At 34.2% G+C, this 26509-nt stretch carries 32 protein-coding genes; 22 read left to right on the forward strand and 10 right to left on the reverse strand.

Features of this window, described 5'->3' with window-relative positions; translation table 11 throughout:
- Positions 1 to 64 precede the first annotated feature (64 nt).
- Entirely contained in the window at positions 65 to 763 is a 699-nt protein-coding gene (locus ACQY22_RS09040; RefSeq protein ID WP_428324361.1) for a hypothetical protein, read from the forward strand.
- A gap of 44 nt (positions 764 to 807) precedes the next feature.
- Here ACQY22_RS09040 and ACQY22_RS09045 read toward each other — a convergent pair whose 3' ends face one another.
- Positions 808 to 1212 carry a hypothetical protein gene (locus ACQY22_RS09045; protein ID WP_428324362.1) on the reverse strand — a complete coding sequence of 135 codons (405 nt, stop codon included), beginning with the start codon at positions 1210 to 1212 and terminating at the stop codon, positions 808 to 810.
- Between the two features lie 139 nt (positions 1213 to 1351).
- Between ACQY22_RS09045 and ACQY22_RS09050 the strand changes: the two genes are divergently transcribed.
- The 9 genes from ACQY22_RS09050 to ACQY22_RS09090 all read left to right on the forward strand — a co-directional run bounded on the left by ACQY22_RS09050 (position 1352) and on the right by ACQY22_RS09090 (position 9347).
- Positions 1352 to 2278, forward strand: coding sequence for a hypothetical protein (locus ACQY22_RS09050; protein ID WP_428324363.1), 927 nt, complete (start codon positions 1352 to 1354; stop codon positions 2276 to 2278).
- Between the two features lie 126 nt (positions 2279 to 2404).
- Positions 2405 to 3709: a hypothetical protein gene (locus ACQY22_RS09055; RefSeq protein WP_428324364.1), complete on the forward strand. Its 1305-nt coding sequence runs from the start codon at positions 2405 to 2407 to the stop codon at positions 3707 to 3709.
- Position 3710: 1 nt separating this feature from the next.
- A complete protein-coding gene (locus ACQY22_RS09060; RefSeq protein ID WP_428324365.1) occupies positions 3711 to 5306 on the forward strand; it encodes a cupredoxin domain-containing protein in 1596 nt (531 codons plus the stop codon).
- Positions 5307 to 5309: 3 nt separating this feature from the next.
- A complete protein-coding gene (locus tag ACQY22_RS09065; protein WP_428324366.1) occupies positions 5310 to 6050 on the forward strand; it encodes a hypothetical protein in 741 nt (246 codons plus the stop codon).
- On the forward strand, positions 6040 to 7332 hold the full coding sequence (locus tag ACQY22_RS09070) for a hypothetical protein (RefSeq protein ID WP_428324367.1): 1293 nt from the start codon (positions 6040 to 6042) through the stop codon (positions 7330 to 7332). The genes ACQY22_RS09065 and ACQY22_RS09070 overlap by 11 nt, the downstream gene beginning before the upstream one ends.
- 3 nt (positions 7333 to 7335) lie before the next feature.
- Positions 7336 to 7746 (forward strand): hypothetical protein, encoded by a 411-nt coding sequence (locus ACQY22_RS09075; RefSeq protein WP_428324368.1) that lies wholly within the window; start codon positions 7336 to 7338, stop codon positions 7744 to 7746.
- 2 nt (positions 7747 to 7748) lie between these two features.
- Positions 7749 to 8018 carry a hypothetical protein gene (locus ACQY22_RS09080; RefSeq protein WP_428324369.1) on the forward strand — a complete coding sequence of 90 codons (270 nt, stop codon included), beginning with the start codon at positions 7749 to 7751 and terminating at the stop codon, positions 8016 to 8018.
- Between the two features lie 665 nt (positions 8019 to 8683).
- Positions 8684 to 8902 (forward strand): hypothetical protein, encoded by a 219-nt coding sequence (locus ACQY22_RS09085; RefSeq protein WP_428324370.1) that lies wholly within the window; start codon positions 8684 to 8686, stop codon positions 8900 to 8902.
- 70 nt (positions 8903 to 8972) lie between these two features.
- Positions 8973 to 9347 carry a hypothetical protein gene (locus ACQY22_RS09090; protein ID WP_428324371.1) on the forward strand — a complete coding sequence of 125 codons (375 nt, stop codon included), beginning with the start codon at positions 8973 to 8975 and terminating at the stop codon, positions 9345 to 9347.
- Positions 9348 to 9363: 16 nt separating this feature from the next.
- Here the strand turns inward: ACQY22_RS09090 and ACQY22_RS09095 are convergent, their stop codons facing one another.
- A complete protein-coding gene (locus ACQY22_RS09095) occupies positions 9364 to 9726 on the reverse strand; it encodes a putative quinol monooxygenase (RefSeq protein WP_428324372.1) in 363 nt (120 codons plus the stop codon).
- A gap of 85 nt (positions 9727 to 9811) precedes the next feature.
- Between ACQY22_RS09095 and hisI the strand changes: the two genes are divergently transcribed.
- Both hisI and ACQY22_RS09105 read left to right on the forward strand, forming a co-directional pair.
- Positions 9812 to 10135 carry a phosphoribosyl-AMP cyclohydrolase gene (gene hisI / locus ACQY22_RS09100; RefSeq protein WP_428324373.1) on the forward strand — a complete coding sequence of 108 codons (324 nt, stop codon included), beginning with the start codon at positions 9812 to 9814 and terminating at the stop codon, positions 10133 to 10135.
- Between the two features lie 183 nt (positions 10136 to 10318).
- Complete coding sequence (locus ACQY22_RS09105) at positions 10319 to 10843, forward strand: PAS domain S-box protein (protein ID WP_428324374.1); 525 nt, start codon at positions 10319 to 10321, stop codon at positions 10841 to 10843.
- Here the strand turns inward: ACQY22_RS09105 and acs are convergent.
- Together acs and ACQY22_RS09115 are read right to left on the reverse strand one after the other, a co-directional pair.
- The gene (acs, locus tag ACQY22_RS09110; RefSeq protein WP_428324375.1) at positions 10840 to 12756 is read right to left on the reverse strand and encodes an acetate--CoA ligase; all 1917 of its coding nucleotides are present in this window, start codon (positions 12754 to 12756) and stop codon (positions 10840 to 10842) included. The genes ACQY22_RS09105 and acs overlap by 4 nt on opposite strands.
- A 55-nt stretch (positions 12757 to 12811) precedes the next feature.
- Entirely contained in the window at positions 12812 to 13690 is an 879-nt protein-coding gene (locus tag ACQY22_RS09115) for a CdvA-like protein (RefSeq protein ID WP_428324376.1), read from the reverse strand.
- Positions 13691 to 13823: 133 nt separating this feature from the next.
- Here ACQY22_RS09115 and ACQY22_RS09120 point away from each other — a divergent pair, with 133 nt between their 5' ends.
- From ACQY22_RS09120 to ACQY22_RS09140, 5 genes are all read left to right on the forward strand, one after another.
- Positions 13824 to 14117: a hypothetical protein gene (locus tag ACQY22_RS09120; protein ID WP_428324377.1), complete on the forward strand. Its 294-nt coding sequence runs from the start codon at positions 13824 to 13826 to the stop codon at positions 14115 to 14117.
- 32 nt (positions 14118 to 14149) lie between these two features.
- Entirely contained in the window at positions 14150 to 15766 is a 1617-nt protein-coding gene (locus ACQY22_RS09125; RefSeq protein ID WP_428324378.1) for an FAD-dependent thymidylate synthase, read from the forward strand.
- Between the two features lie 35 nt (positions 15767 to 15801).
- Positions 15802 to 16209 carry a peptide-methionine (R)-S-oxide reductase MsrB gene (gene msrB, locus ACQY22_RS09130; protein ID WP_428324379.1) on the forward strand — a complete coding sequence of 136 codons (408 nt, stop codon included), beginning with the start codon at positions 15802 to 15804 and terminating at the stop codon, positions 16207 to 16209.
- A gap of 92 nt (positions 16210 to 16301) precedes the next feature.
- Positions 16302 to 17312 carry a homoserine dehydrogenase gene (locus ACQY22_RS09135; RefSeq protein WP_428324380.1) on the forward strand — a complete coding sequence of 337 codons (1011 nt, stop codon included), beginning with the start codon at positions 16302 to 16304 and terminating at the stop codon, positions 17310 to 17312.
- Positions 17309 to 17785, forward strand: a complete 477-nt coding sequence (locus ACQY22_RS09140; protein WP_428324381.1) for a PUA domain-containing protein — start codon at positions 17309 to 17311, stop codon at positions 17783 to 17785. Before ACQY22_RS09135 ends, ACQY22_RS09140 begins: the two co-directional genes overlap by 4 nt.
- A 4-nt stretch (positions 17786 to 17789) precedes the next feature.
- On the opposite strand, the gene ACQY22_RS09145 is transcribed toward ACQY22_RS09140, so the two are convergent.
- Positions 17790 to 18386 (reverse strand): proteasome subunit beta, encoded by a 597-nt coding sequence (locus ACQY22_RS09145; RefSeq protein ID WP_237087638.1) that lies wholly within the window; start codon positions 18384 to 18386, stop codon positions 17790 to 17792.
- A gap of 94 nt (positions 18387 to 18480) precedes the next feature.
- Here ACQY22_RS09145 and ACQY22_RS09150 point away from each other — a divergent pair, with 94 nt between their 5' ends.
- Complete coding sequence (locus ACQY22_RS09150; RefSeq protein WP_428324382.1) at positions 18481 to 18897, forward strand: DoxX family protein; 417 nt, start codon at positions 18481 to 18483, stop codon at positions 18895 to 18897.
- Here ACQY22_RS09150 and ACQY22_RS09155 read toward each other — a convergent pair.
- From ACQY22_RS09155 to ACQY22_RS09165, 3 genes are read right to left on the reverse strand one after another with little or no spacing between them, the layout of a single operon-like run.
- Positions 18894 to 20246, reverse strand: a complete 1353-nt coding sequence (locus ACQY22_RS09155; RefSeq protein WP_428324383.1) for a M20/M25/M40 family metallo-hydrolase — start codon at positions 20244 to 20246, stop codon at positions 18894 to 18896. The genes ACQY22_RS09150 and ACQY22_RS09155 overlap by 4 nt on opposite strands.
- 4 nt (positions 20247 to 20250) lie before the next feature.
- Positions 20251 to 21114 (reverse strand): NAD(P)H-hydrate dehydratase, encoded by an 864-nt coding sequence (locus ACQY22_RS09160; RefSeq protein ID WP_428324384.1) that lies wholly within the window; start codon positions 21112 to 21114, stop codon positions 20251 to 20253.
- A gap of 44 nt (positions 21115 to 21158) precedes the next feature.
- On the reverse strand, positions 21159 to 22040 hold the full coding sequence (locus ACQY22_RS09165) for a tRNA (adenine-N1)-methyltransferase (RefSeq protein WP_428324385.1): 882 nt from the start codon (positions 22038 to 22040) through the stop codon (positions 21159 to 21161).
- Positions 22041 to 22242: 202 nt separating this feature from the next.
- Between ACQY22_RS09165 and ACQY22_RS09170 the strand changes: the two genes are divergently transcribed.
- The 4 genes from ACQY22_RS09170 to ACQY22_RS09185 all read left to right on the forward strand — a co-directional run bounded on the left by ACQY22_RS09170 (position 22243) and on the right by ACQY22_RS09185 (position 23755).
- Positions 22243 to 22434: a hypothetical protein gene (locus tag ACQY22_RS09170; protein WP_428324386.1), complete on the forward strand. Its 192-nt coding sequence runs from the start codon at positions 22243 to 22245 to the stop codon at positions 22432 to 22434.
- 226 nt (positions 22435 to 22660) lie between these two features.
- On the forward strand, positions 22661 to 23002 hold the full coding sequence (locus ACQY22_RS09175) for a hypothetical protein (protein ID WP_428324387.1): 342 nt from the start codon (positions 22661 to 22663) through the stop codon (positions 23000 to 23002).
- Positions 23003 to 23059: 57 nt separating this feature from the next.
- Complete coding sequence (locus ACQY22_RS09180) at positions 23060 to 23197, forward strand: hypothetical protein (protein ID WP_182126749.1); 138 nt, start codon at positions 23060 to 23062, stop codon at positions 23195 to 23197.
- Positions 23198 to 23245: 48 nt separating this feature from the next.
- Positions 23246 to 23755 (forward strand): hypothetical protein, encoded by a 510-nt coding sequence (locus tag ACQY22_RS09185; RefSeq protein WP_428324388.1) that lies wholly within the window; start codon positions 23246 to 23248, stop codon positions 23753 to 23755.
- 111 nt (positions 23756 to 23866) lie between these two features.
- Here ACQY22_RS09185 and ACQY22_RS09190 read toward each other — a convergent pair whose 3' ends face one another.
- Positions 23867 to 25753 (reverse strand): arginine--tRNA ligase, encoded by a 1887-nt coding sequence (locus ACQY22_RS09190; RefSeq protein ID WP_428324389.1) that lies wholly within the window; start codon positions 25751 to 25753, stop codon positions 23867 to 23869.
- Position 25754: 1 nt separating this feature from the next.
- Complete coding sequence (locus ACQY22_RS09195; protein ID WP_428324390.1) at positions 25755 to 26450, reverse strand: phosphoglycolate phosphatase; 696 nt, start codon at positions 26448 to 26450, stop codon at positions 25755 to 25757.
- Positions 26451 to 26509: the final 59 nt, after the last annotated feature.

A 26509-nucleotide genomic window follows, 5' to 3' on the forward strand; every position in this document is an offset into this window, starting at 1 on the left:
AAAATCACTACTAGTCTACATATTTAGTGTAAACAATTTAAGATTCGTACTACACATAACAAGTATGTTAAGAAATCGTGTTTCAAGATCTACAATCATATTTTCTGCATTAATCGTTGGAGTTTCTTTGATTCTTGTACCTTATCCTCATGAATATACTCAATTAGCAGTTTGTTCTATTGAAGGAGTTTCTGGAGAGTTGTATTATAATCAAGGCCATATCACTGCAGCATGTAGTACAGAAAGAACATGGGATGAGTTGTTCGAGATTTCTGGAGGGTTGATGTTAGGATCTATATTTTTGGGTTTTTTTGCTCTAAGCCTATCTCAGAAATGGAGAATAGGAATTCTTTCTAGTATGCCCATAGCATCATTTCAATTCACGGAAACATACATAGCAACTTCAAAAGGATTCATGTATTCTCACTTTCCTCACTTCGTACCGATAGTGTGGATAATAATTGCAACACTAGCATTCATGGTAATGTTGTATTTGCTACCAAGACTTACAACCACTATTTTTTCGAAAATCATGAAACCATCTGCAATTTTTTTGTTAGTTTTGGGTACTATTAATTTAGGATTTATCATGCACAACATATTCGAATCTAATGAAGTTAATCTATGGAAAGTTGTAGCAATAGATGCAGCAATTTCTGGGGTTTTGATCATTGCTAGACATAAAAAGACGTCTTTACCAGTTAATTTCAATTCTGAAATTTACAAAAAACCTTCTAGAGATTATTCTCATATGTATTCATAATAAATCCAACATTCTTCTCAAAACACTAATACGAAAAAACATACTCAATTTGAAGTATTGTTGTTCCTGAAATTTTGAATTGCCAAGAATATGTTACCCATTAGAATGATCGTTATTGCAATGCCTCCCCAAAGAAACAAATCAAGTCTAAGATCATTTCCTTTAGTGACGCAATCCAAAGCTTTGGTTTGGTTTACTATGTCTTGAGATAGTTCTGCAACCATACATAGATCTGTTTGTGTATCGAACATGAAAAGACCTGCATAAGAAATCAAATAGATAGCAGTACCAATCATGGTGGCATTGAATCCAATAAGGTTGTATGCTCTAACAAGCGTAGTTGATGTAACCCTTTCTCGCAGAAAATTATCACTGAGAATTCTTCCTAAAACTGCAAATTCTAAAATGTAAATCAACACCCAAAATTCCACAGTTTCTGTAATTGTCAACTCGTTCAGATTAGATTATTTTTGTATTAAAATCATATACAATGAGGTTGCCCTAAAAGATGTCATCTGACATGTTCTAATTGTCAAAAATAATCTCATCTTTCGGTTTTCTTAAATAATGAATATGAATGAAAAGATTATGACACAAGTAGATTCTGGCATTACATCAGTAAGACTAGAGCAAGGTAATGCATTTCAACCACATTTACGGGTAGTGTTAGATGTAAGATACAACAATTATGGAGGTAGTCTTCCAGATAATATTGAATTAACAGGTCTTAAGGGAAAATTATATGTAAGAACACAGAAACCTGACTGGTTTGAACTTTGTGTAGTTGAACAAGACAACGACAGTAACAGTGTGCATTTAGGGGGCAATACTTTAATTCACATGACTGGAACCTTATCGCCTTATTTGATGTCAAAATTAGAAGAATTACGTAATGGTAATGATTTATGGTTTAGAATCAACCAACCAATTGGATGGTGTGTTCCACGTCAAAACACAGGGAACTCGTTTGAAACTCTCAACATCCAATCCAGAGGTTCAGAAGAGTGTAAGTATCCTCGTTCTGAATGGATTGAGCATCTTAACACAACTGAATTCAATAAATTCGAATTAATAGAATTACCAAAAATTGAGTTTCCCAAACTCCCACTTACCGAACACATTGTCAAGTTTACCGATAATGCAAGACGTGCATTCAGTGAAGGAAGATATGGTGATGTGCTAAAAGAGAGCAGAAATGCGTTGGATGCTTTGGATGCAGGGTTGGAAGAATGGGCAAATTCCAAACCTGAATTAAAAATTGAAAATGATACAAAACAAAATGGGAAAAATGATAAACGAAGGAATTATCTTTCAATCCTACTTAATGACAAGGAAAAGGCAAGTCGTCTTAGTAAAATCATTGGAGATCTTCATTATTATCTGAGTCTCAATCCTCACGAAGCAGAATACAAGGGAATGATTTTCACAGACTATGATGCAAAATTTGTCATTCATGCGGTTACGGGTTTTGTAAATAGTATTTTGAAACATATTGAAAATAATACCAAAATATGACAATAGATTTCAATCATCAATATTACTTACAGTCCATTACAAATGATGAGTAATTAATCACTTCATGAATACAAGAACACTAGTGTAGAAGCACTTTTCAATGACTAGAATCGATTTTCATACATTATGAAATATCCGATTATTCTTTTGATATTAGTGGGGTTTTTTGCAACTCCTTCCTTTGGATTGTCATATGATTCTGCAGAATACAGATTCATTGACTTTTCATACCACAACTATTTTGGAGAGTCAATTACGTTTATTCTAGAAAAGACGGCACTAGACCAATGCAACTCGTATGTTGCAGAGATAACAAATGAGAATGGCAAGGTTGTCTGGACGCAAAAGAGAGGTTCTTTATGCGTTATTAGTAATGACACAGAACTCAAAACATCCCAAATCAAACTTGGATTTGAACCTCATAACAAAATCAATTTAATTGCGGATTATGGCAAATATTTTCTAAAAATACAGATTGATGGCAAAACAATAGAAACGGAATTTCTATTACAAGCAAGATCTTCTGGCATTTCATTTGATCGTACCGTTTCTTCTGCTCCATTGAATATGGGCTCTCCACTAAAACAATTCAAAGATAAAATTCCCTATCACGAAATCAAGTGCAAGCCACACCTCCAGTTGACACAAAGATATGATGGCAGTCCTGCATGTATAAAATCCAAAACAGTTTTCGAGTTAATTAAAAGAGGATGGGTAAGTGACATTATTGTTGCAGTCCAGTCACGGGATGTTTTCTTGGAACAAGATGTAACGTCATCATACATGGAAAAAATAGTTCCAACGCTTGATGATTTCAAATATACATTATCTGAATCACATGACATCAACAACATATTCTCAAAATTTGGTGAACCACACAAGGACATTGGGAGTGGAATCCACATCTATGTCTACGAGTTGAATGATTCCACCGAAGTCTGGATTGGGTACGGTGATGATATTTGGTATGTAAAACACGTAGATCATGATGGAAGTTTTTTGGAGGAACTAACACAAAATGAAAACACGTTAAGACCTGATGATAGATTAGAAGTTAAACATTCGGCAGGATATACTACGGTATTCATAACTTTGTCAAGCTGGGATGAATATTATGAGTGGGAGAAGCAAAGAGGTTCAGAGCATGATGCTATGCCTCCAATACCGGTTGACGAGAATAGCATAAACCCAATCGTATTTGATTTGTTAATTGAAATGTGGAAATTTGAAGACTATGAAGTGTCCAAATACAATAAAAATTTGTTTGTAAAAACTATCCAGAAAGACTATGGAGTGTCCAACCATCACGGCATTCACGATTGGCTTGAAAAAGAATACGACAAAGCATTTGGTAAATCTAATGATGGTTTTAGTAGTTACTTTGAGTTTGAAGACAGAGTTTACCATGTTACAATGTTGGCAGTGGATTAAAATGAAAACTAGATTTTTGATTCTATTTGTAACTGGAACAATCGGATTTGTTATGATCATGTCTGATGACGCATTTGCGGTATGCTGTTTTCCATATGACATGATTCACCATATTGATCCAATTACGGGAAACTTGGTAGTGAATGGGGAATTGTGGAATGATTCTTACAAAGTTGAACCGTTTGGAAATGCCAAATACGAATTTGTATTTTACAATTCTACTGGAGGTGTATTGTTTGAAAGAGAACTTTTGGTTACAGAGGGGCATCCCATACACGGCGGTTTTGTGATTAATCCACTTGGATCACATCCATTGCCATTTCAAATGGTAATAGAAGACATTGATTCTAAAATCTTAAATCAAGTTGCACATGTGGGCACTGGAAGAACCCATGTGGATTATTTCTCGTGGAAGCCTGTTGATCTTAATGCAACACTAACAGAATTTAAAAAAATTGAAACAATACAAGGACAAACGCATGATGCTTTATTTGATAAATGGCAAGTAAGTGGAACAATCACCAACACGCATTATGATGCAACCCAAAATGTCTATGTTCTTGCAAGTTTGTACGAATCAGAGCATCGTCTTGTAGGTGTTGCTGGATATTCAAATGATGATGTACAACCCAAAACATTGGATGGTTATGAAACAAAAGAGTTTAGAATTCATGCTTTGGTTCCACAAGAAAAATCAGTTAAACAAGTACGTCTTTATGCAGAATCAGATAACTCTTCAATGAAATATCCAACCACAAAACCAATCATTCTAAAACCAGATGCTCCAATAAAACATGGCACAAAAGGAACTCCAATTCCAATAAGCGTAAACATTACAAATATCTCTCGAGAAAATGTTGATTTTGACTGGATTCTTCAAATAAAAAAATCTCCAAAGAGTCTTGATGAAGGAGACATTACAAAATATCCTGAAAGTAAGGTAGAGTTTATTGATGTAATCCCAGTGGATATGGTAGCACAAGAAAATAAGAGGTTAGAGTATCTGTGGACGCCAAAGAGCGGCGGAATTTATTTCTATGAAATGTATATGTGGAATAATGGCAAACCTGTATCACCAGCATTTGCAGGAAGTTTTTTGTACTCTGATCAAATACTGGTGACGTCAAGTTCCCTTAAAGACCAATTGGCATCTGGAATTTCTTTTGAGAATTTACAATGTATTGACAGTCTAGTTTTGATTCAAAAGTATGATGGCTCTGTAGCATGTGTGTCTGAAAAAACAAAACAAGAACTGATTGAGCGAGAATGGACTAGTGAAAAATACTGGACTGCATCACATGGTAAATCAAATCCAACTGTGATGATTCTACAAGGAGCAGTACTTGTAGAAAATCAGAGTTTGGATCCTGAAATAATCTCAGTTGTGTTGGGCAAAAACAACACCATCGTCTGGGTTAATGGGGATAATACTCCACATGGAATTGTAAGTGTTAGTGGTGGCGATAGTTTTTGGGGAATTGGAACTATTTTGCCAGGTGAATCAGCATCTGTAATTTTTAACCAAACAGGTGTTTTCGAGTATTATGGAATGCCTCATCCTTGGATAAAGGGTAAAGTCATTGTATTGGAGAATTAGAAAATGAAGGCTAGGTTATTGACAATCATTGTTGGCATGATCATCGTATCCTCAATCATTTTTGTTGCAATATGGTACAGCATTCCAGAAGAGTGTGACGAGGAATGTGAAATAGAGAGAAGAATATTGGCAGGCATTAGTGGAACTAGAACTTTTGATCCATTTGAGAGACCTTCTGAGATTAAACCTGAGTTCCCTCCAATTAAAGAAGAACATTACTCCATTGAAATAACTGGGATGAAAGACATCTATCGCCTAGGTGAGCAATATGATTTTTCATACATTATTTCTGGATACGGATATTCATGCGGTAGTAAAACTGTCTCTTTTCCGGATCAAACTGGGGAAATGATTGGAATTCATTCATTTGGATTGTGTGAACCAGAGACTATGATGAAAGAATTTGTTTTTGATGTGAGAAAAGAACAAGGAACCACATTTGGTCATATTGCATTACAAAATTCCGGAACCTATAATGTTACTGTGACTTTTGACAAACCTTCTGAGGATTCGCCTACCACTGTTACCAAAGAATTCCGTGTACCGCCACCAAATTCTTGGTATAACAACCAACTCAGTGATGTTGATCTTCAAACGGTAATGGACAGCTGTGCAAATGACTCTTCCAAAGAAAGAATGACAAACACATTAAGATACACAAATGGAACTCATGTTTTTTTGAATCTGGGATGTGAATGGCAAACAATTGGAAAGTTTGTAGGAGAGATAGAAAATGAAGAGTAGACTTTTGATAATGCTTGTCATGTGCTTGTCATTACTTGCATTAATTCCAACTGCTGACGCACTACGTGAGGTTCTGACTGTTGATGAAATGAGCAAAAGATCTGATGCGATTGTCATTGGCACCGTCCAAAGCACTTGGATTGACATTAGATTGTTTGAAGACTATCTGGTTGTAGATACTGCTAAAATCAAGGTAGATGACTGGCTCAAAAATAACAAAAATTCAGACATGTTGGAAATCCGATATTATGGATACTGGGCAAAAACAATAGATGACTTGCGAGGAAAACACATTTTTGATAATCCTCAATTTATCTTTGAATCAGGACAAAAAGTATTGGTTATTACAACCCATGAAGAACTAGACATGGTTATGGGGGAAGGATACTATCCGTTCTTTGAAGGCAGTTATGTCATAACCGGAGATAATGCAGTGTCTCAGTCAGGCAAAACAATATTGTTGCAAGATCTAAAAGACACAATTAATTCCAGTATTGATTTTAAACCCGATTCGATTCAGACAGAAATGAAAGACAATACGGCTTCTGAAGTTGGAGAGCATTTTTGTGCATATATCGGGTTTGAAAAGTATCCTGAAAACTTGTTTGCAGAGTTTCTACAAAACCCGTACAACAAGGATGTAACGTTCTTGAACTTTACGGACGCTGACCTCGAACAGATTCCAGAGTTTTATGAGATGATCTTAGAATCAAATGAAATGGATTATCCATTAAATGACCGTGTCATGTTTTTCGTTTCTCCAGAAGAACATGGCATCATAAAAAATCATTTGGAACAAAGAGATTATCTAGAATTTACCAGACATGAAGAAACCATTTTGCGTCAAATCACGGATGATGATCAGAATTACCGCATTCCGAGGATCCTGATGGATGACAAATTGTATAGCATTAATGGATTAAAAGAACAGGTATTTTCAGACAGGGATGTAGACATGAACATACAATTCAGCGGAACAACAGAAGAAGTCAAAACAAGATTTGTTGAAAATACAAATCCAAACAAATCCAATCTAATTTACTTTGAGATTAACAAGGAAGACAAGATTCCTCTTGCCAAGATACTTGATGCAATAAGCCAAATCCAAAAGTCTCAGGACAAGATCAGAATGTCTGAGGATGTGGGAGGAAAAATTCAAGGCAAGGTTCAGGATTTCTTTTTGGAGCAAAACAACGTGCAGTTTGACAATGACAAATCAAAACACACCCGATACTTTATCCTGAATGGAATTATGTACGAAACAAGCTTTGTGATATGTTAGAAAATGAGGATTGGTTTTCTGATAATCATTGTTGGAATTATTATTGCAGTTGCAGTTTTTGGCATGATATTTTACCTGTTTGCAGATAGCCCAAACCCTGCATTTCCTTCTGGATATCCACGCATCGCTCAAAACGATATGTATTGTTGGACACAGTGGTGGTATGTGCAAAACAATACGATTGATGAAGTCAAACTAACATCCGCACTAAGAGCCACGATATCAGAATTTGGTCAAGACTTTGACATTCCAAATAGGGAAATCATGATTGAGTATCATAATGAGCAAACAGTAATTTCAGTTGGCGGTTCATGGACAAAAGATGTGACGAACCATAAAAAATTGACATCAGTAATCAAGGGTCATGTTGGAGATTCCGAACTAATCAGAGATGATGTCGTAATGTGTGCATGAAAATGAAAACAAAATCAATTACAACACATATTGCAATACTACATTGGATATTTTATGGATTTTGGATCATTCCAATAATCATAAATCCCGAAACTTGGTTTTTTGGGGAAAAGTTTAGCGGATATGATGCCATTACGATTCATTTTGCCATAGGAATTGCAGGATTTATCTTGGGATGGCTAGTCTACAAAAAGAAAAAACTAGGATATTTGGCAGGAATTGTATTGTTTGTAATTGTATTGTCAAGTGTTTTGGTAAATCACTTTTTGTGAATTTGATCTTTATTGGTAGATTTTTTTATAGGTTCATGAACGATTTGTTCATTAGTGTTTTAAGCAAATTTTACAATAATACATTATGTCAAAAGACAACGCTGAATCTTGGGAACAACTAATGGGATTGTCTTGGGCAATAATTGATGAAGAACAATACCAGAGATGAGAGCATCATTGGTAGCATGGAAATTCTAAAACTAGAGATTAATGATTGTCTTTATATTTTATAATTTAACTCATACCTTATGAATTATTGCTCCTGTGGAAAAAAATACTCTGACCTTGAAAAATTATTGAAACATGTGATTGACTCAGGAGCTAATCATTGGAGAGTATCCAAAAATAAAAAATAGAATATTCACATACGTAAACCCAAATCAAGTTTGGTAAAATTTATGAATTAATCTATTTTTATTCCATATGTATGTGGAAACAGAATTTATGATTTTGTTATTTTTGTCATTAGGGTTTTCTCCAATAATTGCAGGGTTGCCCGTATTGTTTTATCTCAAAAAAAGACAATCGCAAAACATGTTCAAAATACCAAAGGGAACGTTTCAGGAAATTTTTGGATTATAATAAAAACGGGATTCAAATCTGTTGGGATTTGAAATAAAAATTCAAAGTACTTATGAATACCAGAATTGAAATTTTAACAAATCATGACAACCTCTGTTTCAGATAATACCGTTATAATAGGAATTATTGCAATTGGTGTATTTTTTGGGATAAATTATGCATATGATATATTCAACGTCAATGTTGACTTTGATTCAATAATTTTTGATATCTTGATATGGATTTGGTATATTGGTTTGTTATTGTTGATATCGGGGGTAGTATACAAAATTGTAAAATGGAGATATGCGCATAAAGGTTAGAACATGAAGACTGGGATTCAAGATAAACACAAATGGAAAACATTAATTCAAAATATCACAACCCAAAATAATGTCAAATAACAAACGGGTTCTGCTAATTGGCTTTGAGCCAACAACGCTGGACTTTGGTTCCTTTCCAGATTTTAACGCAGAAAAAGTAATGGAGGGTTTGAAGAAAGGACAGGAGAAAGGATTGGAGTTGGGCTATGAAATTGAGATTTGCTTGATCAATCCAGACGGGTCTGATATTGACATAATCTCCCAGAAACTATCAAAAGGCAAGTTTAACTGTGTACTGATTGGTGCAGGGGTTCGTGTATCGCCAGAGTATTTCTTATTGTTTGAAAAGGCAATCAATCTGGTACATCAAAACGCGCCATCATCAATAATCTGCTTTAACACAAATCCAAATGACAGTCTTGAGGCAATACAAAGATGGATTTGAACCCCGCATACAACAATTAACGAGCAAATCCCGTGACAAAACGATAGATTTTGGCATCAAAGGTTCCTAGTAATTTTTTCAACTCTTTGCTTGGTTTTCCATAAACCTCAAGTCGGTTTAATTTTGATATTTTGAAGATTTGTGGAAGTATTGTTTGGGATGCTATTCCGTTATGATGTGCAAGTGTTGCCTTTGAATCTGTATATTTTTCATAGACTATGCATCGTGAATCATTTTCATCAAGATAAAAGTGGTAATGTAGTGTGTCAGGTTCATTAATCTGAACAGACTTGCTCATCTTTTTAATCAGTTTTTTGAACTCACCAGATTTTCCTTTTTTGATGATAAATTCTCCTTGAATGTGTATTTGACCAGACATCATCCGACATCTACATCCAGTTCATTATAATCATGTCCCAAACTTGACTGCAAGAGTTATAGGGTAGTTTTTTCACCACAACCAAATGAAACAATCAATAAAATCAATTGATTTTTCAAAAGGAGACGGACTTGTTCCCGTAATAGTTCAGGATGCTGATACAAAAAACATCCTTACTTTGGCATACTCTAACCAAGAATCATTAGAGTTGACAAAGAAAACAGGCAAGTCGTGGTTTTGGAGTAGATCCCACAAAAAACTATGGATGAAAGGTGAAGAATCTGGAAATGTGCAGGTTGTCAAGAACATCCTAGTTGACTGTGATTCTGATGCTCTAATCTACCAAGTAGAACCAAAAGGCGCTCCGTGCCACACTGGCGATTCCACATGTTTTCACCATAGCCTTTGATGGCTAGATTTTTCTGAAAACAAAAGCAATCTAATTTTCCCATTATTTTTTTTCGTAATGGATATTATCGATAATTTTTTTTAAAAAAAGTCAAATCATGAAAAAGTTAGTTTGTGTTTTCAACCCCAATCAATGGTTTTGAAAATATTTCAATTTAATAACTAGTTCTTACAATTTTAAAAAATGCCACAAACAGAAGCACGAAAAACTCTCAAAGATGCACCAGTAATGTGGAGAAGAATTAATTCCATAGGGGCAATACTTGATTGCAATTCAACATATGCAGTGAATCTAGGATATGCAAAATCTGAGATTTTGGGAAAGACAATCTTTGAACATGTGCCTAAAGATGAGTGGCAAGACATGAATAATTCACTCAAAACATGGTTTGAGACAGGAAAAGTAACAGACAGAAAAATCATCTTTAAGAGACAAGATGGAAGCACATTTCCAGGAGTATTACATGCAACTAGTCTATATGATGAAAATAGAAATCTTCTTGGAAGCAATACAGTAATTTTTGATTTGAGTCAAATGAGCGATGAAAAAATAAAAGAATATGAACAGTTTTTTAAAGATGCAAACGATAGACTAGATGAAATCAAAGAAAAGGAATACAACGAATTAGATGAAGAGTCAAAATCAGAATATGATGGACTAAAAGATATGTTTGAGATGTTGGCCACAGTTAATTTAAAAAAGATCTAGTTTGATTCTTTAATTGATTTTTGAATTTCATCAAAAGCAGTTTGTACTTCAGTAACAGCAGCACCATCTTCCAAAGTACTCACATCACCAATTTTTTCATTATTTCCAATTGCTTTTAGTAATCGTCGCATAATTTTTCCACTCCTAGTCTTTGGCAATTTAGTTACAAAGTAGATTTGTTTTGGAGTAGCAATAGCACCAATATCTGTTCTGATTTTTTCAACGAGTTCTTTTTCTAAAACTTTTGTCTCAGTATTTACACCTTCTTTGAGTACAACAAATGCAATAATTACTTCACCTTTTACTTCATCAGGAATACCACATACAGCTGATTCAGCAACATCATCATGAGAAACAATACAACTTTCAAGTTCTGCAGTTCCAATTCTATGTCCTGCAACTTTGAGAACATCATCAGCACGTCCAAGTAACCAAAGATATCCATCAGAATCCTTTAGAGCATAATCACCAGGATAGTAACAATTTTCGTATTTTGACCAGTATACTGTCTTGTATTTTTCATCATCACCCCACAAAGTCAAAAGCATTCCAGGCCAAGGATTCTTGACTACAAGATATCCTTTGGTATTGGGGGCAACATCTTCTCCATTTTCATCTACAACAGTAATATTTACGCCTGGGATTGGACGGGTTCCAGAACCAGGCTTTAGAGGAATAGTCTCCAAACCAGGAAGAGGAGAAATCAACATCCCTCCAGTTTCTGTTTGCCACCAAGTATCAATGATAGGGCATTTCTCTTTACCAATTGTTTTGTAATACCATTTCCAAACTTCAGGATTGATAGGTTCTCCAACAGTTCCAAGTAATCTCAGTGATGAAAGATTAAATGAATTTGGAATGTCATCACCAAATTTCATGAACATTCGAAGTGCAGTAGGGGTTGTATAGAAAATTGTTGCTTTGTATTTTTGTAAAATATCCCACATTCTTGAGGCATCAGGAAAATCAGGAGCACCTTCATACATGATTTCAGTAGCACCATGTAACAAAGGTGCATAAACTACATAGCTGTGACCTGTGACCCATCCAATATCAGCAGTACAAAAGAATACATCAGTATCTTTAATGTCAAATGCCCATTTGAAAGTTGAATGTAAATGAGTTAGATACCCACCAGTTCCATGTAAAACACCTTTTGGTTTTCCAGTGGTTCCAGAAGTATACAAAATGTAAAGTGGGTGTGCACTATCTAATTTTTCTGCAGGACAATTATCAGATGCATCATTCATCAAGTCATTCCAAAATTTATCTTTGGCAGTCATTGAGATTTCATTTTTTGTTCTCTCTACAACAACTACATTTTTAACAAAATCAAAACCTTTGATTGCCTCATCAACTACCTCTTTGAGTTTTACAACTTTTCCACGACGATAACCACCATCAGCAGTTACTATGACTTTGGATTTTGAATCATCAACTCTATCTCTAATGGATGTTGCACTAAACCCTGAAAATATAACAGTATGAGTTGCTCCAATTCTAGCACAAGATAGCATTGCGATTGGTAGTTCTGGAATCATTGGAAGATACAAAGTTACACGATCTCCTTTTTCAACACCTAGAGATTTGAGAATATTTGAGAATTTTTGGACTTGGGACAAGATTTCAGAATATGTAAGTGTCCTAGAATCACCATTCTCACCCTCCCATAAAATAGCGGGTTTTTCAGATTTTGTCTCCTGATGAACATCTAAGGCGTTGTATGATGCGTTAATAGTGCCTCCAACAAACCATTTTGCGAATGGAGGCTGCCAATCGAGGGTTTTACTCCAAGGAGAAAACCATGATAGATTTTTTGCCTGATCATCCCAAAAAGAGACAAAATCAGAATCAGCCTTTATTCGGGTACTAGTATCATTATTTCCAAGCCCGACATCATAGGTCTCAGACATCAAAAAGTGTATGAACTAAGATCTTTCTAAATGTTAAAAAAATAATTTAAAAAAATTATTGTGCTTCCATTCTAGCAAGCCAATCATTATCGTTGTCGTCTTTTGGAGTTTCTGCTGTCACCTGTTGGGGTGGTTCTGGAAATGCAAATGTTACTTCAGACTCTGTTGGAGGTTCTGGCATAGGGGCTGCACTTGCCTCAATTGGTTCTGAAGGTGTTGTAACGGGTTCTGTTGGTGCTTCCGGAAGACTTGTTTGAACTACTTGTTGTGGTTCATTTGTCTCCAGATATGAAACGGCTGATTCTTGGATGTCTGGTGTAGGAGGGGCTGTTATCTCTTGTACTTCCAATTCTAAGTCTGCAATTCTACTCTTAACATTTTCAATTTCTGATACTTCGTGAGTTACATGCTCAATTACCTCAGTCGTGCATGATTTCACGGTTTCAAATGTTTCTTCAGAGATTTCATTGCTCTTGAATTGTACTTTTGCATCAAATGATAACATTTTTGCAGACTTCATTTGTTCATCTAGCTCAGTCAATCTTGCCTCAAGTTTGGCTTTGATTTCACTTTCTGTTTCATCTAATGATACAAGTTTTGACTTGTATTTTTCATGAATGATTTCTGCATCTTCTTTCATGTCATCATTTTCTGAAACAATATCAATCAAGGCCTTTAGACGACGTAGAGTTAGTTGTTTTTCACGAATGAGTCTTTGAGAGTCAAGTCTCCATTTTGGAATGTAAATAACTACATCGCCTTGAACTACTAGTTGCTCATATTGGATTTGCTGTAATCCTTGAGAACCGCAGTCAACGCCAACGGATTGAATACTTCCGTCAATGTCAGTTATTGTTCCTGCGACTTTACCCATGAATGTTCCGTACATGTCTTTGACGTTTTTACCGATTATCTCGATATCGTCTTGGGTCATGTGAATAACTTTAGAGATTTGTATAACCAACAAAGTGTAAGTATTCTTTTTAGTTTTAGTAAGATTATTTTTACTAACTCAAAATCCTGTATTTTGTAGAAATTTTAAAATTTAGAGGCTAAGTAGTAGGCGTATGATTCAAAGAGAAGAACTTGAACAAATTTTGAATTTTGTCTCAAATAGATGGTCAGAAGTTGCTAAAGAAAAAGACAGTAAAGTGATGGAGAATTTACCAAGTGATTTTTGGATGAATTCTGTTGGAGGAAAAACTGCCAACAATGGTTTTTGGGTGACCACATTGATGTACACGGAAAATGAAGCTGATGCAGCTGCATTCAAAGAAGTATTACTCAGATGGCAAGCAAAAGGTCAAGAAGGCGATAAAGACAAATCCCCCGATCTAATTCAAATTGGAAAAAAGAAATAGACTATTAATAATTGAAATGCCTGACATCAATATTGTCAGAATTTTCAGTTAAAGAAAAAAAGATTCTATCAGATCATTTTTCAAATACTGATGGCAATGTGTTTGCCATAATCACACCACAACAAGTTGATCGTGGTGCATTGATGTCAAGATATAGTAGAACGGACAAAAGCATGAGACGAATTTTTCTTGATGAATTTTTGAAAAATAAAAACAGAGGAGAGGAATTTTACAACAGAGTACTTTTAGAATATGGTGATGATTCAGTTGCAGAACTTGGAGAAGCACAAATTGCAATTGAAGGATTATCAAATATTGCAGTAAAAAAAATCGAAGATAGAAGAATTGGTTTATCATATTTAGAAAAATCATCAAGATATGTTGCATGGAATAAAAAAGAAAACGGAAAATACAGATTTTACAGAGATTCTGAAATTATGAAATCAAAATTTGTAGACATGTATGAAGAGACATGTAATTTTTCATTTGATGTTTATTCAAGAAACATAGAACCCATGATAAACTATGTAAGAGAAAAATATCCAATTGAAAAATATAACTTTAAAGATTCTAAAGATGGAAAAGAAAAATCATTTTCCAAATTAAAAAGTGAAAGTGACATAAAATCTGCAAACATGATTTACAAAGGTTCAACAAAAGCTAAAGCACTAGATATTTTGAGAGGACTGTTACCTGCATCAACTTTAACAAATGTAGGAATTACAGGCAATGGACGAGCATTTGAATATCTCCTAACAGTTCTAGGCTCATCTGACCTCAAAGAAGAGCAAGAATTAGCCTCAAAAATCAAAAAAGAGCTTGATAAAATCATCAAATCATTTGTTAGAAGAGCAGATGACAAACATGGAAAAGCATTTCAAAAATATCTCAGAAGTATAAAAAATAAATCAAAAAAAATCGCTGTCAAAGAAATCAAGTCAAACCCAAGAAAAGGAACAAGAACAAAACTAGTAGATTATGAATCAGAAAAAACTGCAATAGATAAAATCATTACAAGTATAATGTACGAACAATCTCCAAGTACATCATACCAAGACATTTTACAACAAGTCAAAAAAATGTCAATGAAAAATAAAACAAAAATCATTGATGAATTTGCAAAACTAAGAACAAATAGAAGACATAGACCATCACGAGCATTTGAAAATATATACTATACATTTGATTTGTACAATAATTTTGGAATGTTTAGAGACTTTCATAGACATAGAGCATTAACGCTAGAAAGACAGTTACTTACAACAGATCATGGATACAATATTCCAAATGAGATAAAAGTTCTTGGAATTGAAAAGGACTTTAAAGATTGTATGAACAAAACAAAAGAAACATTTGATAAAATCAGAAAAAAATATCCCGAACAAGGACAATACGTAGTAAATTTTGCATATAATTATCCATACTTTATGAAATTCAATTTAAGAGAAGCATGTCATTTAATAGAATTAAGAACTGTTCCTCAAGGACATGTAGATTACAGAAGAGTAGCACAACAAATGTTCCAACAAATAAACAAAGTACATCCAAATCTGAGTAAAATTATGAAATTTGTTGATATGAAAGAATATGATCTAGAACGATTCGAGTCAGAAAAAAGAACAGAAGAAAAAAGAAAGAAACTAAAATAGAAAATATTCAAATAATTTCAGAGATAGGACAAGACATGTCAGATAAAATTAGAAAAACTCCTGAAGAATGGAAAGAGGAATTGACTCCTAATCAATACGAAATTTGCATAAATCATGGGACAGAGCCGCCATTTTCTGGCAAATACAACAATTCAAAACTTGAAGGCAAATTCAAATGCACGTGTTGTGGAGAGGAATTGTTCTCATCAGATGCAAAATTTGATTCAGGTTCTGGATGGCCAAGTTTCTGGGAACCAATTGAAGAAGACAAAATAGAGTATATTTCAGACACATCATATGGCATGGTAAGAACTGAAGTCAACTGCAACAAATGTGGTGCGCACTTGGGACATGTGTTTGATGACGGACCCAAGCCTACAAATCAAAGATATTGTATTAATTCAATTTCATTACAACATGAAAAAGATGACGAAGGTCAATAATTTCAAAAATTATTAATAAAACACAATTAATGATAAGAAAATCAAATGAAAAAGAAAATGAGTAATAATCATGAGAATAGGAATGATGTAATTTGAGAATAATATTATGTGGATTTGGTGTTGTTGGTCAAAGTTTAGTGAAATTATTTGAATCTAGATCAGAAGACCTGTATGCAAAATATGGCCTAAAACCCAGAGTAGTAGGAGTCTTTGATAGTAAAGGAAGTGCTGTCAATCCATCAGGACTAGAATTAAACAAGCTCATTGAAGTTAAGAAAAAATTTGGAACTGTAAAGAATTATGCAAATACAAAAAATACAATGTCAGGTATCGATATGCTCAAAAACGTTGAAGCTGATGTTCTCATTGAAACTACTGCAAGTAATTACAAAGATGCAGAGCCGGGAATGACACACATTATAACTGCAATGAAGAAAGGAATGCATGTAATCTCAGTGAATAAAGGTCCACTTGCACTTGCATTTCCATCATTATTGGAACTTGCAACGTATAATCGAGTCATGTTCAAATTTAGTGGAACCGTAGGTGGAGGAACCCCAATTCTAGATTATGCAAAAAATAGTCTCAGTGGAGAGAGAATCACATCATTTGCAGGCATCCTTAATGGAACTACAAATTATATTCTAACAAACATGGCAACAGGAACATCATATGAAGATGCACTCAAAGATGCTCAAGACAAAGGGTACGTTGAAGCTGATGAGGCTTTAGATTTAGACGGTCTTGATGCTGCAGCAAAATTAGTAATTCTTGCAAATTGGATTATGGGAATGAAAGTAACATTACCAGACATCAATTGTACAGGAATTCGTAAAGTAACTACAGAAGACATCAAAAAAGCAGCCAAAAAAAATTGTGCAATAAAATTAATCGCATCATGCAATAAAGAATTGATAGTTTCACCAAAAGAAGTTTCAAATGACGACCCACTTTGTGTAAATGGAACGCTTAATGCAATTGCATTTACATCAGAACATTCAGGCACACAAACAATAATTGGACGAGGTGCAGGAGGCATGGAAACTGCCAGCTCAATTCTAAGAGATTTGCTAGACATTAGACAAGAGATTGCTAGAACTTGAAATCAAATCTAATTTCAAAGAGTGAGACATCTGCACTCATAAAAACAGTTTCAGAAGAATGGGGAATAGAGTTTCCCAAAATTAAAAATCTCAAAGTACATCAAATCTTAGATGATGCACAAATTATTACAGGTAAGGGAATAAAAATTCTAAAAATCAACGATGATTATTTACCATTTTTATCAGAAACAGAGACTCTAGAAAAATTTCCTAGTGTTACAGTAGACATGGGAGCAGTTAAATTCATGTGTAAAGGTGCGAACTTGATGCGACCGGGAATCAGATCATTTACAGAATTTGAAAAAGATAAACTAGTATGTATTGTTGAAGAGTCACAACACAAGTTTTTGGCAATAGGAAAATCCGTAGTTTCAAGTTCAGAAGTAGAAGAAATGGGAAAAGGAGAAGTTCTAAAAAATCTGCATTACATTTCAGATAAATTTTGGGAAACTGGAAAAACTATTTACGATTAAAAATTTATTTTATTTCTTCTGTAAATTCTTCAGTACCGTCTTTGGTAATGACAAGAACATCCAAACCATCACCACTTGCTGAATCTCTAAGTGATGCCGCACGAACTGCACGTTTTGCCAAATCAATTGCCTCATCTTTAGTCATGTTTGGTTTGAATTGAGGATCAAGTACACCTAATGCCATTTCAGCACCAGTTCCAACTGCAGCATATTCATCAGGAAGAACAGAACCTAATGGGTCAAGAGTATACATAATTGGTTTATCTACAACACCTCCAACGATTACCTGAGTCAGTAATGGGAAGTATCTTCGCTCATACATCATATTTGACATCATTTTAGCAACAGTGTTTGGGGGAACATCTCTTTTGAGTTCCATTTTTCTAATTTTAGCAAGAGCTGCAATTTGTAATGATAAAATCTGCATATCGGCTACAAGACCAGCACAGGTTGCTCCAACTTTAGGAGTGATAGGAAATGTCTTCTTTGTGGTTTTGCTTACAAGAAAGTTTCCAAATGCGATCCTTTTTTCACTGGCAAAAACTACGCCACCATCAAAAGTAATTCCAACAGCAGTTGCTCCTGGCATATACATTGACATATTTCAAATAATTTTGCCGCATAATAAAGGGCTTTCTACATTCTACGAATAAACTATGGGCAAAATAATTATACTAAAAAAATCGTGTGACAGTATGACTACAAGTGAGATTAAAGGAAGTATTCTCAATGATGTAGTCTTTATGGGTTTAAGATCTGCAATAGGAGTAATTTTCATCCTTCATGGAATGATGAAGTTTAATCCAGGCTTTGCAAATGCCTTGCCAAACATGGGATTACCTCCAGAGATGCAAATTCCAATTGCACTTGCAGAAGTTGTGCCAGGAATTTTGTTAATAATTGGAGTTCTCAGTAGATTTTCAGGAGCACTACTTTCAATTGTTATGTTAGGTGCAATATTCCACATCAAAGGAGCACAAAGTATGACAGGAGATGGAGGAGTAGAAATTGATGTGATTTTACTTGCAGCATCCCTAGTGATTATGATTGCAGGGCCAGGAAGAATATCATTATCACAAGTAATTAAAAAACTTCCAAGATGTATTCATTAGGATTTTGCAAAATTCTCCATTATTAGACATGCACATTTTGTCATTTTCTTGAGCAAATCAATTCGTGCAAATTCATTTGGAGAATGAATTCTTGAAAACATGTAGGTACTACCAATGGAAATACAAGGTGCTTTTAGAATATCAACAAAAGGATACATCGGGCCAGTACCGGCATTAGATACATTTAGAATTGATTTTCCAAATGACTTGTCAGCTGCATCTTTTACTTGAGAGACAAAAGGGTTAGAAGAGTTTGTTCGTGCAGCTGCCTCTCCATGAAAAACCTTGATATCAATATCAGAGAATCCTTTTGATTTTAGATGTTTTTTCAAACGCATAATTTGTTTTTTTGGGTCCATTTTAGGAATCAACCTAAAATCGATTTTCACAATAGACTCAGAAGGAAGTACCGTTTTAGCTCCATCACCAGTATATCCAGATACAAATCCTGCAATATTACACGTAGCCCCTCCAACTAGAGCCTTTTTTGCATCAATTCCTTTCTTATTTCCAACAAAAGATTTGATGCCAAATTCTTTTTTGAAATCATTTTCATCAAAAGGTTCACTTTTGATTAATTTCAAATCTTGTTTTGAGAAAGGAGTTACTTCTTTGTACCAATCTTTGATGAGTATTTTTCCATTAGAATCACGTAAAGTGTGAACTGCTTCAATCAATCTCCATGCAGGGTTTTTGATCAAAACTGCTAAACTAGAATGTGCATCTCTAAGAGATTCTTTTACAGATAATTCGACAAAAAGTAATCCCTTCATTCCAAGTCCAATGATAGGTCTATTTTTTGCATCAACGTATCCAAATTCCCAAATTACACCATCACACAAAAATTTTTTTTTGTATTTTTTTAGATAGTCTTCAATGTGAGCACTACCAGTTTCCTCTTCTCCTTCAATTACAAATTTTATGTTACAAGGAACATCGCCAGTTGTTTTAAGACAAGCCTCAACTGCTTTGATTCTAGTAATTAGTTCACCTTTATCATCAGTCGCCCCACGTCCAAAGATTTTGTTTCCTTTACGAGTTCCACTAAATGGAGGAGAATCCCACAAATCAAATGGTTCAGCTGGTTGTACATCATAATGATTGTAAAACATTAGAGATTTGTTTGGATTTTGTTTTGATTTTACTTCACCATAAACAATAGGGGCTATACCTTTTTTCAGTCGCAGAATTTCAGATTTTACGCCAGATTTTTTTAATAATTTTTGCACTAATTTGGCACATTCTTCAATTCCCTCATTTTTTGCAGAAACACTAGGCTGCCTAATCAGTGTTTGAAGATCTGAAATCAAATCTTCCATGTGGGTGTCAACATGTTTTAGAGCATTCATTGTCTTACACTATTTTGTCAAAGGGTTTCATTACTGCAGGAATCTCAGTTAAAAGATCCATCGAAGTCATATGCAAACCTAATTTCTTTTGAACAGCCTTTCCGGCTAATCCATTGATAAATGCTGCAGCAGCTGCAGATTCCAATGGTTTTCTATTTTTTGATAGCAATCCTGCAACCAATCCAGATAAGACATCACCAGTACCACCAACAGTCATTGCAGGGATTTTTTTCTCGTAAAGATAGGTAATGTTACCATTAGAGATAACGTCAGTTGCTCCTTTTAGCAAAACTGTAATTCCAAACTTTTTTGCTTTTTCTTCTACTAATTTTATTCTCTCGTTTTTTGAATTAGATGGAGATTGTCCAAATAATCTCTTAAACTCACCAGCATGAGGAGTAACGACTACATTCTTGTTTGCTAAAAGTGACAAGACTTCAGGAATTAATGCACTTGCATCAAGAGACAATCTAATGTCTCTATCCAAAAGGGATTTAACAAGATGTAAAAGTGAATTTTTTTCTTGAATTGCCAGCCCCATACCAATTGTTGCAGAATCTAATTTTCTTGGTAATGCACCTAAGAGTTTGTTTACAGCACCACGGGTTAATTTTTGATCAACTAAAGGAATTACAATCAAGTTAGGAGATACAGAACGTGTAGATGAGACATTGATTTTGGGGACAGAAGTATAAACTAAATCAGTACCAGATCTTAATGCTGCAATTGAAGAGAGTATTGGAGCACCATGGTAAATGTAACTTCCACCTACAACTAGAACAATACCATTTTCTCCTTTTCTAGATTTGGTTTTTCTAGTTGGAATAAATTTTTTCACAAGTGCAGTTGTGAGAGTTTTTCGTACCATTATGATATCTCTAAAGAATAGACGAATAAATCTTGTTTTAAGAATTAGGAGGTTTTCTTGGTTGTTTTCTTTGTTGTTTTCTTGACTGTTTTCTTTGTTGTTTTAGAAGGAGATTTTGTAGTTTTTGAGGATGTTTTCTTTGAATCTCTTCCAAAAAATGCCTTTCTTGCAAAACATAGGTATGTGGTATGACCTATGCCTTGAAATGAATGTCTTGTCTTTCCTTCACGAGCTTCAATTGTTCTCAAAATATGTTCAGTTGATTCAATATCAGTAAATTCATTCTCAACTAGAGCCATTGTTAGTTTCTCTAATTGATTCATTGTAGGACATATTGCAAAAATTGAACCACTGCCTTTGAGCATCTTTCGAACTTGCGGAATTACTACCCAGGGATCACCAAGATCAATTAGTGCCACATCCATATCTTCAAGAGGCATTTTCTTTGCTGTTTTCAAATCCTGATTATGTTGTGTGACATATTTTGAAACACCGGCTTTTGCAATATTTTTTTCAGCAATTTTCATAAACTTTTCATCAACATCAAAAGTGTAAACATGCCCACGTGGTTTTACGATACTGGCAACACAAGAAGTAAGTGAGCCACTACCAGTTCCAATTTCTAAAATTTTTTGACCACTTTCAATTCCTGCTCTAGCAATAATGTATCCAATATCTTTTGGATATACAATCTGAGTACCATGTTGTATTTTCATTACATAATCATACATTGTGGGTTTGAGTAGATAGACATACTTGTCCTTGTTTGTAACAAGTCTAGAGCCATATTCTTTTCCAATAGCGTCAGAATGTTTGATAACTCCAATATGAGTATGAAGGGAATCTTTTTTTGATATTTTAACAAGCCATTTTTTTGAATGATTAAAGTAGAATAACACAGGAGAATTTTGCTTTACTTTGTCCATAAATTTTGCTGAGAAATTTTAGATAAGAATCTATGGTTTTAGAAATCAAGCACTACGCTTAAGTTTACAATTTGTTCATGGAAATCATGGATCTGAATGAACTACATCAAAAAGAGATAGATTCACTTCGAGATGAAAATATAGAATTACGTAAAAAAGTACAAGAACTTGAGGCTAAAATCAAAGAATTAGAGAGTAAAAATTGAATTTTAACTGCGTATTTTCAGATTGCAATTACAAACAAAACAACATCAAAGAGGAAGAATTTCTAAAACATTTGAGAGAAGAACATCATAATGAATTAGAATCTATTGCAAAAAAAGAAGAGATTCCAATAAACATGGCAGAAATGATAACAGTATCAAATTCAAAAGTATTCATTAATTCACCATAACACAAGTTAGCATTAGTTGATAATTATGATCATTGTTAAATATCATTTTGACGTATACTATGTAACGAGAAAACCATTGTTCTGCGTCGTAGATTGATGGTATGGGAAGCGTTTCATGTTAGGTCAACGTCCTAGAAAAAATACGCTTTCCGTGGGTCTCGTTGTTTTAGAAATTATTCATTTAACACAAATAGTATTTTAATGACCAAAAAAAGAACAATGTGAAATGGCAGAATTAAAAGTTCAAGGTTCTGGGGGATATGTTATTGCAGACCTTACTGACGAACAAGCTAAAAAAGCAGATTTGGGAGTAGGAAAATTGTTTCTAGCTCCAATAGGAAAAATTGAAACTGAAAAAATGCACAAACATTATTGTAATAATTGTGAAACAGAATTTGATAATCCGCCAAAAATCCAGTTAGAAGAAAGTCCTAACGAAGAGGTTGCAGATAATCTGATCTTAATTGAAAGAGGACAATATGTCTGTGAAAAATGCAATGGAGTCATAGGAGAATACAGAGAATTCCAAAAGAAAGGCGAAGTTGGTAACGCAAGGCCAACAGAATAAGGTATAGGCATACCAATAACCCGTATTCAATAAATACAGTAGTTTTTGATGAGTATCATGGCAAATCAAAAATGCGTTTCTTGTGGCATAGGATTTTTTTCACCAACAGGTTCAGACAAATGTTCTAGATGTGCAGGAAAAGAAACAGAAGGTCATGGAGGACATGATTCCTGTGGTTGTGGACACAGCCATTAACTCTTTTTTCTATAACATGCATATATTACAGATATTCTGAGTGGTTTTATGACAAAGACATCTGATGAAATGAAAAATCTTGTAGAAGAATTTATCAAAGTAACTAACATTAATTATGAAGATCAAACAGAAAAAGTCAAAGAGAAAAGCAATCTAATTGAATGGCAATTTCGAGTAGGAACAAATGTCATCGTAAGTAAAAACACAAACAGAACAGACAGAATTCATTTGAATGTAAATATGAGATTTCCACCTGAAGATGCAAAATTGTTGGTAATGAAAAATCCATCATTTTCAAAAGCTGTTATGGATATTAGTGAAATATGTACAGTTTGCAATGTCGGACATCAATGGGTTAAAGACAAAGAAAACATTGCAGGTCTAGCAATATTTTCACATGTTGATGAACAAGTTTTGGACAGAATTTCATTTCACAATACATGGGACAATGTTGCAAGAGTAACTGCACATATTCAGAAAATTCTTCGTTCTAATTTTAGTGGATTTTCAGGACAGGCAAATTCTGATGAAACCACTGAGAAATCAATGTACGGATAATAGCAAAAAGTAAGGTTTATTGACTTGGAATTATCAAATTTTCTTAATTGGTTTGCACGCCAACAACCCAGTGAGAACAGCCAGCATTCGTGTAGTGCACTCACTGGGACATTACATCTTATCAGGAGCAGTAATTCCCAAGAGATTTAGTGCTTTTTCGATAGTTATTTTGAATGAATGAACCAAACACAAACGAGAATTTTCTAATTGTTCATCACCTAAATCAAGTACCTTTGATTTTTCATAAAAAGAATTGAAGGTAACTGCCAAATCATGACAATATCTTGAAATTACTTTTGGAGACAAGTTATTTGCAGCATCACGAACTTGCAAATTGAAAAGACCAATTATTTTTACCAAATCAATTTCAGGTTGTTCTTTTAGTAAAGAGAAATCAACATCAATGGAAGGAGTTCTGCCAGATTTTTCTAAAATTCTAGATGCTCTAGCATGAGTGTATTGAATATATGGTGCAGTATCACCTTCCAAGCTAAGAGATTTTGTTAAATCAAATGCAATAATTTTGTCTAAATCTTGTTTAATCATCTCATAACGTAATGTTGCAACAGATACAGAATGAGATATTTTTTCAATCTCAGAATCATTCATCTCAGGATGTCTCTTCTTTGTCTCTTCAGTTGTTTTCTCTTTTAGTAAATCATAAACAGAATCAGCATTGACATACAGTCCCTTTCTACCAGACATTTGGGCTTGTTTACCATCAGTTTCCAATCCAAGAACTTTTGCAGTATCCGAACTTAGTGTAACTGATTCATATCCCAAATGAACATATGCATCTGGAATGGATTTGAATTTCCCCATCAAAGAAGTAATAATTTTTTGTAATCTTGCTTGACGAGAATCTATTACAGTGATTACTTTATCACCTGAAAAATTTTGAGAATCAGAATCACCATCATTTAGTGTAGTTTGCCACAAAACACGTGAGTTTGGTTGTTCTTTTTCATATTTTTGATAATGGAATGGATCATCAAGTAATCCTAATTTCCAAGCAGCATATGGAATATCTTTTGCAATATATGTAGCAGTACCGTTACTTCTGACAATTACTTTATCCTCTTCTTTTCCATCACCACGAATAACCCAACAACCTGCATTTTTGTCATCATTTTCAAATTCTACAAGATTCATTTCTTTGAGTTTTTCAAAAATTCCATCCCACAAACCTGAACGGATAATTTGAGATTCAAAATTTAGACAATCATAAGAAACTGCCAAATTCCAGCATGTTTCAAGTTGATTAGATAATACACGACGAGTAATTTTATCAGCAAACTGCGCAGTTTCTGAAGTACCATCTTCCAATTCTTTTAGAACATTTTTTCGAATTTCCTCCAAACTAGAATCTTGTTCATATTTCTCAGTGGTTTTGACATAAACATCATCACCACAATAATGATCAAATTTCTTTCCTTGAGGAGGTTCAATTTCATATCCAAAATGTTTGAAACCAACAATAATGTCTGCAACCTGTAATCCAGAGTCATCAACATAGTTCAAGACATTAACTTTGTAGTTTGCTTTTTGTAAAATTCTAGAAATTGTATCACCAATGATGATGTTACGTATATGCCCTATGTGAAGAGCTTTGTTTGGATTTACACTAGTATGTTCAACTACAATAGTAGAATTTTTTCCAATATCCACATCTCCAAACTCAGGCAAATTAGATTCAGATAAAATTAATTGATTGAGTTTTGTCCAATCAGCATAAAAATTTAGATATCCTGATGAGTGTGATTCAGATTTTGAAACCAATGTACTAACACATTGTAAATATTTTTCAGACAACATTTCTGAAATTTCTTTAGGACTCTTCTTGAGTTGTTTTGCAAGTAAGAAAGAGACATTGGAACTAACATCACCAAACCCAGGCTTTGCAGGTTCAACAGAGAACTTTACATCAGAAATAGAAAGTTCATCTAAGATTTTGCTAAGATTATTTTCAATTTCATCAAGAATAGATTTGAAGGTCATGTTATATCTCAGATAATCTAGGTGCTAATTTATCTAATGCTTCAAGTACTCCATCACCTGCATGTGCAGATACAGTCATTGTGGCCTCAGATCTTACATCATCAAATGCATTACCCAAAGCAATACTTGTTTTTGCCACTTTAAATAATGGGATATCAGTAGCACTATCACCAATTGCAATAACATCATCTTTTGAGATAGAAAATCTATTCATAACTTCAGTAAAGCCAGTTCCTTTGTCAATTCCTGGAGAGTTTATGTGGTATGCATATTGGCTATCAGACAATACCACATCAACATTATTTTCAGATAGGATTTTCCTAGCCTGATCGAGATCAAATGTTCTTTGTAAAACAACTTCAGTCATTCGAGGAAAAACATACTTTTCTTCGACATTTTCGAGGTTATTTTTTAAAATATTAAGAGCATTTTTGCAATCATCAAGATTGCCTAACAAAATATGATCGTTTGAATCAAGTGTGATGCACCCTCCATTTTCACCTACAGCAACTTTTGTTGTACCACCAAATACTGAAAGTAAAAATCCTTCAACAGAAGATCGGCCAGTTACAAAAATTACATCGTGACCCATGTTAACAAGACGTCTTAATGCTTCTAGAGCATCCAAATGAATTCGTCCACCACCATTTTCAGTAATGGTTCCATCAATATCTACAGCAAAAGTTCTTTTTTTCACATCAGATGTTTTTTGTACTGAATAATATTTGCTACGTATGAAACAAAAAAGAAATACGT

It is taken from the genome of Candidatus Nitrosopumilus sp. (genome assembly GCF_965263415.1).
Lineage (GTDB): Archaea > Thermoproteota > Nitrososphaeria > Nitrososphaerales > Nitrosopumilaceae > Nitrosopumilus.